The organism is Spongorhabdus nitratireducens (assembly GCA_947387575.1).
In the GTDB taxonomy this organism is placed as follows: domain Bacteria; phylum Pseudomonadota; class Gammaproteobacteria; order Pseudomonadales; family Endozoicomonadaceae; genus CANDOC01.
The window spans coordinates 109,259-123,217 of record CANDOC010000003.1; the positions used below are offsets into that span (position 1 = coordinate 109,259).

Genomic DNA, 13,959 nt, shown 5'->3' on the forward strand with positions numbered 1-13,959 from the left:
ATTTATAATTTTGGCAATGAAACCAGTTTGCCCGCTTTTATACTGGATTGCGATACGAAAACATCCTGCCGTGGCACAAAGGCTTCGGACAGAGATGCGTTACTACAGTCCACCGGTTGTAACTTGCCGTCAGCCAGACAATAAAAGTCACCGGTCAGGTCATCAGTCTTGCCGAGTGCCGCGAACACCAGCTGGCAATCAGGATCAAAGCGGGTTAACAGTTGGCCATCTACCAGTTCATCCTCCGCCGAACTGGCTCTGAGCACAGTTTCTGGCAGTACCGCAGAAAAAGAATAAATAAGCTGCAGTGATGAAACCCGGGTATCGATATATCCACAGGCATTGGCTGCCTGATTATTGATAAACCATTGCAGACAGGTTGCAAAAGGCGGAGGTTCAGGTTGCAATAAAACCGATACCGGGTCAGGTTTCAGGTCAAGATAAGGCCAGGGTAACTTCTGATCATCCAGCGCAAAACGACAAAAGCCTTTTTTAGTCTGCAGCAGTACCTCTTCAGAGATTTCCTGCAGAATCATCTTACCGGGATCATCAAGGTATTCTGTTGGTACATAACCCGAAACCAGCTTTAAAACCTGATCTCCCCGGTTACGTCGGTGAAAGACCAGCGCCAGATAGTTCTTACCGTCAATCTCGAGGCGCAGCCATGTTGATACGCCAAGGTTGGCCAGTTCAAGCTCGAAGGGTTCGCCCGGGGCAGGCAATGCCGACGCATTCAGAGGTTGTCTGCGGCTGCGCATGGTACTGAAATCGTATGCGTCACCAAATGGTTCGACACAATAGCTTTCACCGTCAAACCGTACCCGGACAGGTCGAGTACGATAATCATCCGGTGATTCATTTTTCAGAATCATTCAATTCCCTGAATCAGCCGCAGGTTTTATTTATCCACAACCTTCTGTATCCACAGAGTTGCTACTTGCAGGCGTTGGTTGCAGCCTGAATATTGTGGTGCAAATGCAGCGGATTAACGGTTCCGACAATCACACTGCTGACACCCTGGTGGCCCAGCAACATGTTCAGACTGGCCTGAACCGGATCTTCACCCTGCAGGCAGGCATGACCGCTGGCCAGCCCCTTTTTAATAAAGATACCCTTGTTGTGCTCCAGCGCATAATCCACAACCGGAATCTCGGCCTGCTCATTGAGATTCCAGGTCACCATGGCGATATCACTGTGCTTCAGAGTGGCGATACCACCTTCCACGGTTTTGGTAGACATCCCGCCAGCCCGGATCAAACCTTCCTGCTTCAGTTGGTCCAGCGTATTGAATACCTCATAGTCATTGATAATCTGCAGGTCATTGCCATCGGAATGAACCAGCAGCATATCAATACAATCCGTATTCAGCCGTTTCAGGGAGCGCTCAACGCTGGAACGGATATGTTTCGGAGTAAAGTCAAAACGGGATTCACCATTTTCAAACTCTTCTCCCACCTTGCTGCAAATCAGCCACTGATCACGCTGCCCCTGCAGCAGTTTGCCCAGCCGTTCTTCACTGGTGCCATAGGCCGGAGCGGTATCAATCAAATTGATACCACGATCGCGGGCCATGGCAATCAGGTCACCAGCTTCACGGTCATCTGGAATAGTAAAACCGTGAGGGTATTTCACGCCCTTGTCCCGACCCAGCTTGACCGTACCAAAGCCAAGTACCGAAACATCCATTCCGGTATCACCCAGCGAGCGTCGGGTTAAAGGTTGGTCATTTATCAAAACAGCCACTCCAGAACGGTTCACAATGACGGGCACTGTTCAGGTCAGTCGGCATGGCAAAGCCATCATTACCTGAAGGCTCAATCCCGGCACCACGAAGCTCTTTCAGCACTTCATCTGCCAGATTCGGCGCCAGCGCCAGCTTGGTCGGCCAGGTAACCAGCCCGTTACCCACAGCTTTACAGAATGCCTGATCCGGACGCAACAGCTTGCTCTGTTTCGGCTCGGCCCGATTAATCCGCAGGGTGCCCCACTGGGCATCGTTCAGATCAATCCAGGGCAGCAGATCTTTAAGCTCTTTTTTACCACGGGCAATCACTTCTTCCGGTTCCTGCTTCACCCCATTCTCGGCAATATCGCCTCCCAGATACCATACCCATTCACCATCTTCGGTCGGATGGCTGGTAATGGTCAGGCGGGGAACAATATTGGTACCCAGACAGTGAGCATAAAGCGGGTGTGGATACTTGTGTTTTACCAGAGCCATATGCAGCGGGCGCAGCTGCATTTCAGGAGTGGAGACACCCCAGGCTTTCAGCAGATCTGCAGTGCCTTCACCGGCGGTCAGCACATAGCGTTTGGCCTTGAGGATATAACGCTGATCAGCACCCTGAATTTCAATGCCCTGAATCTCACCATTCTCTGCCAGCAGTTTGGTGCTGCCCTGATGATCAGCCTGATCCCAGTTTACTTCCAGCGTGCGGTTTATCACACCTTCGGTCAGCGCCTCATTGACGGATGCAATATCCATCACAATTTCATTCAGCTGATAAACCTTGCCGTTGAACTTGCGGTTATTGAAAACTTCCGGCAGATCTTTCTTCTTGACGGAATCCACCCGCCCCCGCAGTGCCTTGCTGGCAAAGAAAGAAGTCAGCCGGGACAGACCACCTGGCGCCCACATGTAGTGATGCTCGGACAGTACTCGGGCAGCCCGCAGATCCACTTCACCCTCACCATTGAGGCAGTTGCGCCAGCGACCCGGCATACCGGCAATACATTCGGATGCCTTGGTCAGATTGCCGGACAGAGCATATTTAATGCCACCGTGAATAATACCCTGAGACTTGGTGCTCTGGCCGCCGCCCAGGGTCTTGTTTTCCAGCAATACCGCCTGATACCCCAGATTGTTGAGAGTACGGAACAGCCACAACCCGGCAATACCACCACCAACAATCACAACATCGGTTTCAAGCGTTTGTAGTTCTGCGTGTGCAGATGAAGACATGTCATTCATGGATAAGAAACAGGGCTGACGCCCTCACTAAAATAGAGGAAAGACCTGAAGTATACGCCCAATACTGGCCACACTTAAGCCGTAAGTACCCGAATAATTGTTCTGCAATTTGCCGCAAACAGGTAACATTTACGCTTTACCAATGAACTGACGGCCTGCCACGGGTATGAACCGGACACTTTATAACCTGTTGTTACACCTGCTATTTCCCGCCATTTTCCTGCGCCTGCTGTACCGTGCCTGGCGGGCTCCGGCCTATGCCAAACGCTGGGGAGAGCGGTTTGGTTTTTTCCCGAAGCCTGAGTCAAAGCCCTGCATCTGGGTGCATTCGGTCTCTGTAGGGGAAAGTATTGCCGCAGCACCCTTGGTAAAAGCGCTGTTAAAGCAATATCCGGATCACCGCATTGCTGTTACAACCATGACGCCCACTGGCTCGGTACAGGTCAAAAAGCAGTATGGCGACAAGGTGTTTCATGTCTATGCACCTTATGACTACCCCTGGGCTGTCAGCAACTTCCTGAACAGGTTGCAGCCGGAAATCGCTATCATCATGGAAACCGAGCTGTGGCCCAATATTATTCACCAATGTCATCAGCGTGATATTCCGGTGATGATTGCCAATGCCCGGTTGTCAGAACGTTCCGCCAAAGGTTATGGCAAACTGGGTAAACTGACCCGTGAAATGCTGTCCAAAGTGAGTCTGATCGCCGCCCAGGCCGAGCCCGACGGTCAGCGTTTTATCGAATTGGGGTTGCCGGCAGATAAAATGGAAGTGACCGGTAATATCAAATTCGATATTTCCATCCCTGACAGTGTCCATGAAAAAGGCAAGGCGCTGCGCCAGCAGTGGTTGCAGCATAAACCTGATGACACTTGCATCATTGTTGCCGGTAGTACTCATGAAGGTGAAGATGAGTTGTTGCTGGATGCCTGCAAACAGTTGAGAAAGACAAACCCGAATACCTTACTGGTGCTGGTTCCACGTCATCCGGAACGGTTTAATCAGGTTTACGAACTCAGCGTAAAGGCCGGTGAAAAAACGGCACGTTACAGCACTCAGGGTCCAGTTGAAGCAGACACCTCTGTGGTTGTAGCTGATGTCATGGGAGAACTGTTGGTTTTGTATGCGGCCGGAGATATTGCGTTTGTAGGGGGTAGTCTGATTCCTTCCGGTGGGCATAATATGCTGGAACCGGCAGCGTTAAAGAAGCCCGTTGTTACTGGCTCACATGTATTTAATTTTTCGGAAGTGTTTCGGTTTCTTAATCAAGAAAGAGGTATTCAGGTAATAGATACAACACAGTCTATTGCTTCCACATTTAAAATTCTTTGTGATCACAGTAGTAAAAGAAGCTCTTTGTCATCAGCAGCTCATAAAGTTATAACACGCAACCAAGGTGTAACGACCTCACTCATGCGAAATATCCAGAAAACAACCAATGGCTCTTTATAAGAGCCATTGGTTGTTTAATTCATATTTAATTCACACTTTGATGAGCCGCAATAGCCCGATCTACCAGTCTTTGACAAAGCTTTTCCTGGAACGGTTTATTCTTTTCAAACTCTTCAAAATCAATATTCAATAAGTCCTCGTCCCATACCAGTAATGCTAGCGATGTACCCAAGGCTTTTGCATTCTCCATCGCCTCTTTCATCTTAGCTACAGTTAAACCCTGTAGATCAACAAATGGCTTTATTTTGACAATCATCTTATCAAGCTGCTGATCGTTAAGATCTTCAACTCCTCTCCGCTTGCTTTCCTCTATCTTGTCGGGAACCTTCATAGATAGCCTTTCAAGCTGCTGTTGAAGTGTTTCCTCCTCAAACACTCCAGCAGTCGGTTGCCTCATAAGAGATGTTCTCAAACTATCATACTCAGCATGCACTATGACTTGGACACATATACCAGACACACCTCCGGAAGCAATTTCAAATTCCATTGAAGAAGGGTCGTAACGATAAACTACAGTATCATCCTCAATCTTATGATGGCACTCACCAGATGAAAAGCTTTCCCATACTTTCATTTCACCTGGGACAGTAACTATATCTGGATAAACAGTACCCAGTTGGCATATACACTCTTTAATACCTTGCAGGGCTAGTAACCAAGGGTCGTACAAATCTTTTTCAGCATCAACAGAACTAGCTGTAGACTTTGATTTGGCTCTGGTTTTAACTTCTTCCCGAGTGACTGTGACAAAAGCAGCATCATCGTCATCATCGTCTGAAGAATCATCAACAGTAGGCAACTTGGGCTGATGTAAGACAAAAAAAGTACTGATATCTTCTCCCTTTTCCTTCGCATAGTTGGATGTAAAAGCCGAAGTATTCTTGAATGAAGGAGGCCGTGCGATATTACAGGTCAATTTATAATCCGGATCTCCCGACAGCTGCAAAACAAGGGCTGCACAAAAATCATTAGTTTGTGCACAATGGCTGTGCAGCATATGAACAAGCTGTGGTAAAGCAAAATGTACTGACAAAGGGCTGTCAGTGGTCAGGACCACATGAGGATAAGTCGAACCTTGATACCTGTAATATAACTTCATTACTACCTTATGTGATGAAGCCTTATGTTCAACCTTCAGAACGGCGAAAGGATTTAAAGCGTTATCTCGATCAAAAATTTTATAATACGAGTCCTGAGAAAAACAATTTAAAATACACAATGAAAAAACAAAAGCTAACCATTTAAACGCCTGAAAAATCTTATTCATAGCTTTGTCCTCCACACTACCACTTACTTAAAATAAGGATCTTTTCTCAACAAATCTGAAGCCTGACCTTTATCTGAATAAGGTGATGTACTTCCTAAAAGCCTGCAATCAAAATCAAGATCATCTGAAGATACGTCAATATGAAAATGCGTGTACACTTCAGATATTCGTGCCTTTAAACTAAGTTCTGGCCTTATGCCCTTACCTGTATTAAGCCAGTAAAAAAAAGCCAGCTGCCTTGCTATTATTTCTTCGAATGAACCAAGTTTTTGTTTTTGCGTATCCCAACCAACCTTTTTCCTGAATTCCTTTTGCGCCATAGGGATAAAACCCTGCCGCATAATCGTCACCCGCAGCACAAAAAGCCCTTTTATTTCAGCCTCATAAGCCCGGTAACCATTAGTAGAATAGTCCGTCAGAATTTGAGCCAAATCACAACCTGCTGAAAAATAATCTGGTGTAAATCCAAAGACACCCTGACAGCCTGCCAGCTGGTGAGAAATTCCGGAGTCATCCAATACTTCTGCCACTCCAAAATCAGATAATTTCCAGAAGCCATCGTGACTTTTCAGGATATTTTGTGGTTTAAGATCATGATGTACTATTCTCAAACTATGTAGCGCACTAACACCACTTAAAATTTGCCTTGTATAATCTTTGAGCTGATCAGATGAAACCTTTTTATCATTCATTCCTTTCAGTGTCGTTTGTAAATCCCCTTCACAAAATTCCATCACAACTGCCAACCTGTAGTTTAGTTCACCTATTCCTCCTGGATCAGGAACTTTAACAACATCAACTACATGAACAACATTCGGATGTCGCAGTCCTTTTACTAACTCCCAGACCGCAAGCTCTTTGTTTACTTCTTTTTCAGGCCTGGCTTTTTTATCTAATCGAAACACATACTTTTTAAGGTCTGTTGTTGTACAAGGGAAAATATCAGACTCATTTCCACCACCTAACATTTCTCCTAATACATATTTGCTGCGCCATTCTACAGGCAATTTACTTTGTAAATCCCATTTCTCTTCGTAAGATTCACTTGCTGTTTGAGCTTGAAATAAATAACCTTCAGAAACTTGATCTCTATCCTCGACTTCCTCATGACTGCACAGGACAACTTCAAATGGAGGCATACTCCGATAGGACCATATAGATTCTTTCTTTAATTCACTGTTGGCTTTAATTTCAGGATTAAACATAAATGGAAAGCTCTGACCCCAATCATTCTTCCCCTTGAACCGGAGTACATAGCTTATCGTTGGATCAAAACTTCCATAAAGCTGTACATGCCACAACTGAAGTGTTCTGGTTGTTTTTTCTTTTTTCCCCCGCACGTAGGTTATAGGAGCATTACTGCCAAGCAGACATATATCTATACTTTCCCCTTCATACATTTGACCTGGCCAGTAAACATCAAACAACATGCTATCAATGCCACTGTTTTCTTCTCTTGTCCCTATAACAGGATGGATTAATTTCAATAATGGAGCTCTAAAGTACCGCTCAACTTCCTTCGCTACGGTGTTTTCTTTTTCACCTATAGAAGTATGAGCCCTCTGGATAAGAAAAGGTGTTGTCGGATCTGCAATATGGTCATAAAGGCATGAGGAGCTGTTATGACTATATTCATCCTTGGTCACGCTATAACAGAGACAACGGTTTGGTAGTTCAATAAACGCCAGAATTTCTCCTCGAGCTTGTAACAAATGGAACTCCTGCCTACTTACAATACAGCCGTCATCTGCACAATTATGATACTGTGTACTTCCCCCTTTTCCAGATAACCAAGGAATGATTAAAGGTTTTTTACTTTTTCTTTCAACGACCAGAAAAGGAGTTTTTAATTGCCTCTCGACATATTTTGCCTTTGAGAAGTATAAAACAGAATCATTACTGACTCTCTCCATTCCATCTATACATATTTCACCGTCTATTCCACAGATATCAAGTTCACCATATTGTACCGGCTCAGTTATCTGAAGATTCTGACCAGCAAAACCACACTGACTGACATAATCTACGGAGCAAAGGGGCACTGTAACACTTGTTTCTGACTGAAAAACCACTTTAGAGCTATTTTTATTCTGTATATTGAAAACGATATTCTGTGCTGCGTACTCAGCGTCTTTCTTATAAACACAATGAAAAACACGATCACTACTTATAGAATCTTTATTGAATACAACAATATAAATTGAAACGGCATGGACATACTGTGCAAACAAAAAAGACAGCAGCAAAAAAAGCGCCAATAATATTTTATTATTCATAACCATGACTGACAAAACTCAAAATTTATTTGAAATCAGCTTTGCCGGTTTAGTGTGAACCAAAAAACATCAAAAACAAGGCAATGACAAAAATCTCCTACACGAATTAATTCCAACGATAGATTGTATCTTTATTCACTTTTTTATTTACATATTTAAAAAGAATAAGCGTTAGATCATTATTTCCCAGGGAGCAGGATTACATATCAGCCCTGCCGAACACTACAGCGAGGAGTCAGTAGTGAATGGGCTTTCTGGGACAGCCACTTATTCAAATCCACCAAATCCTGTGGACTCAAAGTTCCTGCAGCCTGTTTTAACTTTAAAGTATCAATAATGTAATCGTACCGAGCTGTCAGGTAATCTCTTTGAGCAGCATATAATTTACGCTGTGAATCCAGCACATCGATAATGTTACGGGTACCCACTTCATATCCACTCTGTGTCGCCTGCAGCGCACTTTCTGATGACACAATCCCCTGACAAAGTGCATCTACCCGGTCAATATCAGACAAAACCAACCGGTACTGGTTACGAGTCGAGGCCGAAACAGATCGTAACTGGTAATCGAGCTGTTCTTCTGCAGTTTTAAGCCGGTATTCGGACTCTCGTGTTTTCGATGTTGTTGCGCCTCCAGAGAAAAGGGGCAGTGACAGTTCAAGCCCATAAACGGTGGATTTCCCCCGACCACTCATTACTCCACCAGCATCAACGCGACTACCGGCCTGGGAACCGTCTTTCTGGTCGGTATAGCTGACGACAGCATCCAGTGTCGGTGCGTGACCGGACTTACTGACTTTTAACTGCTGTAGCGCAGATGAGACTGACTCTCTTGCAGAGCGGACATTCAGGTTTTCTACAACAGCCTGTTCTACCCATTTTTCCATAACGGCCGGAACCGGTGGGCTGACCGGCATTTCCTTGTTCATCTGGGCAATGACATCAATGTATTCGGCAGTTATCACCCGTAATGACTCAAAGGAGTTCTTCAGGTCACTGTCAGCCTTGATACGGTTAGCTCGTGAAGTGTCATATACCGCTTTGGACTCGTGCACATCGGTAATGGCAATCAGTCCCACGTTGTAGCGTTGCTGGCTGCGATCCAACTGCCCCTTATAAGCTTCTTCCTCTGCTTTAAGCGAAGTCAGATTATCTTCTGCCCGCAGAACATTAAAGTAGGCTTCAGCTACGCGCAGAATCAGGTTCTGCTGCTCGACAGCGAAATCTGCCTGGGCTTTGGCACTCAAGGTTTCTGCCTGTTGATAACTGAACCAGTTGGCGAAATTAAAAACCGGCTGGCGCAGACTGGCACCCCAATTATGAGAGTTATATTCCTGTCTGATATCCTTGCCACGATCTACCTGCTGCTTCACATCATTCTTGCGGGTATTGGCTGTGAGACCAATATTTGGGAGTAGCAATGCCAGTCCCTGCGGTACACGCTCCTCTTCTGCCTTCAAGGTCGCACGTGCAGCGGCCAGCTGGGCATCATTTTTAAGCGCCAGATTATAGATATCCATCAGGTCCGGTTTTTTTTCACCGGCTGAGATACCCATCACACATAAGGCTAAAGCCGCGCCGATAGCGGATCTCAGGTGTCTTGAGCTCATCTGGTTCCACACCTCTTGAGCTGAAAGTAAATTTGACAACCGAGACCAAAAAATAGATTAATCCTTCGCCTTGCGCCTGATTTTTCAGACCACATGCACAAGTGCTGCAATAAAGATCGCGAACAGCAGCCTTGAAAAACACAAATGACAAAAACTACAGCCTGATGAACGACAATAACAAAGCAGTCGCAGACGGGAATGCCACCCGCCTGAATGAAGATTCCGTGCGTCCCTTTCCCAAGTCCCGCAAGATTTATGTGACTGGAAGCCGCCCTGATATTCGCGTGCCCATGCGGGAAATCAGTCTCACAGACACCCCGACATCCTTTGGCGGAGAACAGAACCCCGCTGTTACTGTTTACGATACTTCGGGTCCGTATACTGATCCAAATGCAGAGATAGATCTGCACCGGGGACTGGATCCACTGCGGGCAAACTGGATTCAGGAAAGAAACGACACAGAACAGCTGTCAGAGTTTTCTTCTTCTTTTACCCGCGACAGTATGGCTGACCCGAAACTGGATCACCTGCGTTTTGGTCCGGTTCATATGCCGCGCAAGGCCAAAGCCGGCAAGAACGTTACCCAGCTTCATTACGCACGACAGGGAATTATTACCCCGGAGATGGAGTTTGTTGCTATTCGGGAAAATATGAAGCTGCAGGAAGCGCTGGAAAGTGGCGCTCTGACTGAGCAGCATCCAGGCCAGAGTTTTGGTGCCAGTATTCCTGCCGAAATTACTCCGGAATTTGTACGACAGGAAATTGCCCGTGGCCGGGCTGTACTGCCGAACAACATTAATCACCCGGAATCCGAGCCGATGATTATCGGACGTAATTTCCTGGTCAAAATTAACGGCAATATTGGTAACTCGGCTATTACTTCATCCATCAATGAAGAAGTCGACAAGCTGGTATGGGGCACCCGCTGGGGTGCTGACACCATTATGGACTTATCCACAGGCAAGCATATCCACCAGACCCGCGAATGGATTATTCGTAACTCACCGGTACCAATCGGCACCGTTCCGATTTATCAGGCACTGGAAAAAGTAGGTGGTATTGCTGAAGACCTGAGCTGGGAACTGGTACGCGATACCCTGATTGAACAGGCTGAACAGGGTGTCGACTACTTTACGCTTCATGCCGGAGTTCTGCTGCGCTATGTGCCAATGACCGCTAAACGTCTGACAGGTATCGTTTCCCGCGGTGGTTCCATCATGGCCAAATGGTGTCTGGCTCACCACAAGGAAAACTTCCTCTACACCCATTTTGAGGAAATCTGCGAAATCATGAAGGCCTATGATGTGACCTTCTCTCTGGGTGATGGCCTGCGTCCCGGTTCCGTTGCAGATGCCAATGATGAAGCCCAGTTTTCCGAATTGGAAACACTGGGTGAACTGACCCAGATCGCCTGGAAACATGATATCCAGACCTTTATTGAAGGCCCTGGTCACGTACCAATGCAGATGATCAAGGAGAATATGGACAAGCAGCTGCGGGAATGTGGCGAAGCACCGTTCTACACTCTGGGACCGCTGACTACCGATATTGCACCAGGCTACGACCATATTACATCCGGTATCGGTGCTGCCATGATCGGCTGGTATGGCTGTGCGATGCTGTGTTACGTCACTCCGAAAGAGCATCTGGGTCTGCCAGACAGGGAAGATGTAAAGCAGGGCATTATCACTTACAAGATCGCTGCACACGCAGCTGATTTGGCCAAGGGCCACCCGGGTGCGCAAATCCGGGATAACGCTATGTCCAAGGCCCGGTTCGAGTTCCGCTGGGAAGATCAGTTTAACCTGGCACTGGATCCGGATACTGCACGTTCCTACCATGACGAAACACTGCCGAAAGAGTCTGCCAAAGTCGCACACTTCTGCTCTATGTGTGGTCCCAAGTTCTGTTCAATGAAGATCAGTCAGGAAGTCAGGGAGTATGCTGCGGAAAACAAGATCACGTTGATTGATGACGCGGTAGAAACCGGGATGGCTGAAAAATCTCAGGAGTTCAACGAGATCGGTAAGGAACTATATAGCAAGGTATAACGACCCCTTTCTACCTGCTAACCTCCCGAGATACTGTCAAGCAGACTCGGGAGGTTATTACCTGTTCACAGATTAAAGACTCAGCGCTAGTCAACCTCTTTTCCTTCAATATCAGCCAGCTCGCTGTGTCCGATCCGGGTCAATCGGCTAACACTTGTGGAGCACTGTTTTGACCAGTAAATCACTTGAGCCTGCAATTCAGGTATGTATGCAAGCATAATTTTTTGAATACCTGCGTGATACTTTACAGCGTTTCCCAGAGCCAGCTGATCCTGGGCTGCCTGAATAATAGCCAGAGCATGCCCCCAGCTATCCAGTGCATCGTACAGATTCAGTACTGCACTGGAAGACAGTACCCCCTGATCAAAATTAACTGCACTGCGCATCAAAACAGAGCCTATCTTCAATGCTCCCATACTTGCCCGTGTCGCAAGCATTATACCTTCCCATCGATGAGGCCCCGTAATCGCATGCCTTGTTGCTCGGGTTATGATGTTGAATACTCTCAGCGACATACCTGCACCACGATCCTTTGCAATACCCCGCAACATGAAGTCCATCGCCTGAATGTCATTCTGACCTTCATACAAGGTGCCAATTACAGCTTCCGTCAAATTTTGAGCGCAGGGATGATCCGTAATATATCCATGACCTCCATATATGCCTATACAATCAAGGGCTGCCGATACACCTCTGTCTGTAGCGCCTTTTTTCAGGACAGGAGTCACTCTACGTAAATCTGCAAAAGCTTTATCCCTGATAGTCTGCGTCTTACCGTGCTGGGCCAAATCTGCATATTTTGCAGCCTCATATATTTTGCTGCGCTGTATCAGAGACTGAGCCCTTAAAATCATCAGCTTGTGTTGAATATTAGGATGAGACACAAGTAAATCAGCACGCAAGCCCGGATACTTTGTACCACTGGCCGCCCGCATTGACTGACGCTGCCCTGCATAATATTTACTGAAAACCAGCCCTCTCGACATATGGATAAGGCCCTGTGAGGCTGTTCCCAAGCGGGCAAAATTCATAAAGCTGGTCATTTGCTTGAAGCCAAGCCCCGGCTCACCCAGTTGATACCCGATAGCATCATCAAATTCCAGTTCACAGGTTGGAGAGCCATGCAATCCCAGCTTGTCCTCGATCTTGCGGCAGTAGACATTATTACTGTCACCGACCTCTCCTGTCTCCGGGTTAACCGTCCGCTCAGGCACTACAAATAGCCCAAGTCCTCTGGTTCCTTCCTCTGCTCCATCCGGTCGGGCCAGTACGATATGAATAGTATTTCGTGCTGTACCCTTGACACCGAGGTCATGACGACCCGCCGAGATAAAAATTTTGGTACCTCTGATTCTGAACGAACCATCCTCCTGAGGTGTTGCTCGGGTTCTGCTGGCTCCAACATCTGTACCACAATGTGCCTCTGTCAGACACATCGTTCCAAGAAATTCACCGCTGGCAAGCCGGGGCAAAAAAAGGTTTTTCAGTTTTTCATCGCCATGCATCACAATGGTATTGGCAGCACCCAGAGAGAGCCCCGGAAACATTGACCAGGGCCAGTCCATAAAGCCTGTGATTTCAACACCTATGAGGCTGCCAGACATCGGCAGCCCACTCCCCCCATAGGTCTCAGGCAACGTCATTCCTGGCAGCCCGAGCCTTGCATATTGTTCGTAGGCTGCCTTGTAGCCCGGTGGCGTTATTACTTCACCATCGACCAGACGACTCCCCAGACGGTCTGCTTCTGCACTGAAAGGCTGTAGATATTCCTTGGAAAACTTCAGCACTCCTTCGGTAATTTCAAATATCGATTCAATATCTTCAGGCGAAAGCCCCAACTCGCTATGCCAGAATTCAGGCATGCAGGCTACATGATCCCGGATAAAACAAATGTCTTTCATCGGAGGTTCATGAGGAAATGCCTGCCGCATTATTTTGTGAGTAGCCTCACCCTGTTCGGGCAAAGGACTCTCGGATTCTGATTGCAAGACAATAGACGAATGAAACCCACTAGAAGGAATGTATGATGCCAGCAACTGTGGTTTGAGAGCAGATACTGGTAACCTCAATGGCCTTAAAACGCTGGCCTGAAAGTTCGGGCGAGTAGCGTTTTTAAACGGTGAAACAACAGCATCAGGCATTTTCTTTACTGATGTTGTTAGCCGCTTTGACGGTTGGGAAGAAAGTAGCTTTACAAGCTTTGCACCCTCTCGCGTCAGCTTCTCTCCGCCAGCATACGAGGGTATAGATAAAACAAAGGCAACGACAAAAACTGCAAATATATAAAAACGACGCATGCCTCTGCCTCCTCAAACTACCATCAAGCAAAGC

Annotated in this window: 9 protein-coding genes; 2 read left to right on the top strand and 7 right to left on the bottom strand. The window is 46.8% G+C overall.

From position 1 onward, the window contains the following. Nucleotides 1-2 precede the first annotated feature (2 nt). The 3 genes from ACYZZ0_RS07075 to ACYZZ0_RS07085 all read right to left on the bottom strand — a co-directional run bounded on the left by ACYZZ0_RS07075 (nucleotide 3) and on the right by ACYZZ0_RS07085 (nucleotide 2,962). The gene (locus tag ACYZZ0_RS07075; protein ID WP_461535899.1) at nucleotides 3-872 is read right to left on the bottom strand and encodes a hypothetical protein; all 870 of its coding nucleotides are present in this window, start codon (nucleotides 870-872) and stop codon (nucleotides 3-5) included. Nucleotides 873-933: 61 nt separating this feature from the next. After that, nucleotides 934-1,686 carry an aldo/keto reductase gene (locus ACYZZ0_RS07080; RefSeq protein ID WP_461536177.1) on the bottom strand — a complete coding sequence of 251 codons (753 nt, stop codon included), beginning with the start codon at nucleotides 1,684-1,686 and terminating at the stop codon, nucleotides 934-936. 37 nt (nucleotides 1,687-1,723) lie between these two features. Then, a complete protein-coding gene (locus ACYZZ0_RS07085) occupies nucleotides 1,724-2,962 on the bottom strand; it encodes an FAD-dependent oxidoreductase (protein WP_461535900.1) in 1,239 nt (412 codons plus the stop codon). Nucleotides 2,963-3,137: 175 nt separating this feature from the next. On the opposite strand from ACYZZ0_RS07085, the gene waaA reads away from it, so the two are divergent. Beyond that, a complete protein-coding gene (gene waaA / locus ACYZZ0_RS07090) occupies nucleotides 3,138-4,424 on the top strand; it encodes a lipid IV(A) 3-deoxy-D-manno-octulosonic acid transferase (RefSeq protein ID WP_461535901.1) in 1,287 nt (428 codons plus the stop codon). A gap of 25 nt (nucleotides 4,425-4,449) precedes the next feature. Here waaA and ACYZZ0_RS07095 read toward each other — a convergent pair whose 3' ends face one another. The 3 genes from ACYZZ0_RS07095 to ACYZZ0_RS07105 form a co-directional block, all read right to left on the bottom strand. Next, nucleotides 4,450-5,691: a hypothetical protein gene (locus ACYZZ0_RS07095; RefSeq protein ID WP_461535902.1), complete on the bottom strand. Its 1,242-nt coding sequence runs from the start codon at nucleotides 5,689-5,691 to the stop codon at nucleotides 4,450-4,452. Nucleotides 5,692-5,714: 23 nt separating this feature from the next. Then, on the bottom strand, nucleotides 5,715-7,967 hold the full coding sequence (locus ACYZZ0_RS07100; RefSeq protein ID WP_461535903.1) for a protein kinase domain-containing protein: 2,253 nt from the start codon (nucleotides 7,965-7,967) through the stop codon (nucleotides 5,715-5,717). Between the two features lie 206 nt (nucleotides 7,968-8,173). Further along, on the bottom strand, nucleotides 8,174-9,577 hold the full coding sequence (locus tag ACYZZ0_RS07105) for a TolC family outer membrane protein (RefSeq protein ID WP_461535904.1): 1,404 nt from the start codon (nucleotides 9,575-9,577) through the stop codon (nucleotides 8,174-8,176). Nucleotides 9,578-9,741: 164 nt separating this feature from the next. Between ACYZZ0_RS07105 and thiC the strand changes: the two genes are divergently transcribed. After that, complete coding sequence (gene thiC / locus ACYZZ0_RS07110) at nucleotides 9,742-11,628, top strand: phosphomethylpyrimidine synthase ThiC (protein WP_461536178.1); 1,887 nt, start codon at nucleotides 9,742-9,744, stop codon at nucleotides 11,626-11,628. Between the two features lie 86 nt (nucleotides 11,629-11,714). Here the strand turns inward: thiC and ACYZZ0_RS07115 are convergent, their stop codons facing one another. Beyond that, nucleotides 11,715-13,529: an acyl-CoA dehydrogenase family protein gene (locus ACYZZ0_RS07115; protein ID WP_461535905.1), complete on the bottom strand. Its 1,815-nt coding sequence runs from the start codon at nucleotides 13,527-13,529 to the stop codon at nucleotides 11,715-11,717. Nucleotides 13,530-13,959 lie beyond the last annotated feature (430 nt).

Coding starts and splice junctions, on each gene's coding strand:
- ACYZZ0_RS07075 (WP_461535899.1), bottom strand. CDS start 872: ATGATTCTGAAAAATGAATCACCGGATGATTATCGTACTCGACCTGTC.
- ACYZZ0_RS07080 (WP_461536177.1), bottom strand. CDS start 1,686: ATGGATGTTTCGGTACTTGGCTTTGGTACGGTCAAGCTGGGTCGGGAC.
- ACYZZ0_RS07085 (WP_461535900.1), bottom strand. CDS start 2,962: ATGTCTTCATCTGCACACGCAGAACTACAAACGCTTGAAACCGATGTT.
- waaA (WP_461535901.1), top strand. CDS start 3,138: ATGAACCGGACACTTTATAACCTGTTGTTACACCTGCTATTTCCCGCC.
- ACYZZ0_RS07095 (WP_461535902.1), bottom strand. CDS start 5,691: ATGAATAAGATTTTTCAGGCGTTTAAATGGTTAGCTTTTGTTTTTTCA.
- ACYZZ0_RS07100 (WP_461535903.1), bottom strand. CDS start 7,967: ATGAATAATAAAATATTATTGGCGCTTTTTTTGCTGCTGTCTTTTTTG.
- ACYZZ0_RS07105 (WP_461535904.1), bottom strand. CDS start 9,577: ATGAGCTCAAGACACCTGAGATCCGCTATCGGCGCGGCTTTAGCCTTA.
- thiC (WP_461536178.1), top strand. CDS start 9,742: ATGAACGACAATAACAAAGCAGTCGCAGACGGGAATGCCACCCGCCTG.
- ACYZZ0_RS07115 (WP_461535905.1), bottom strand. CDS start 13,529: ATGAAAGACATTTGTTTTATCCGGGATCATGTAGCCTGCATGCCTGAA.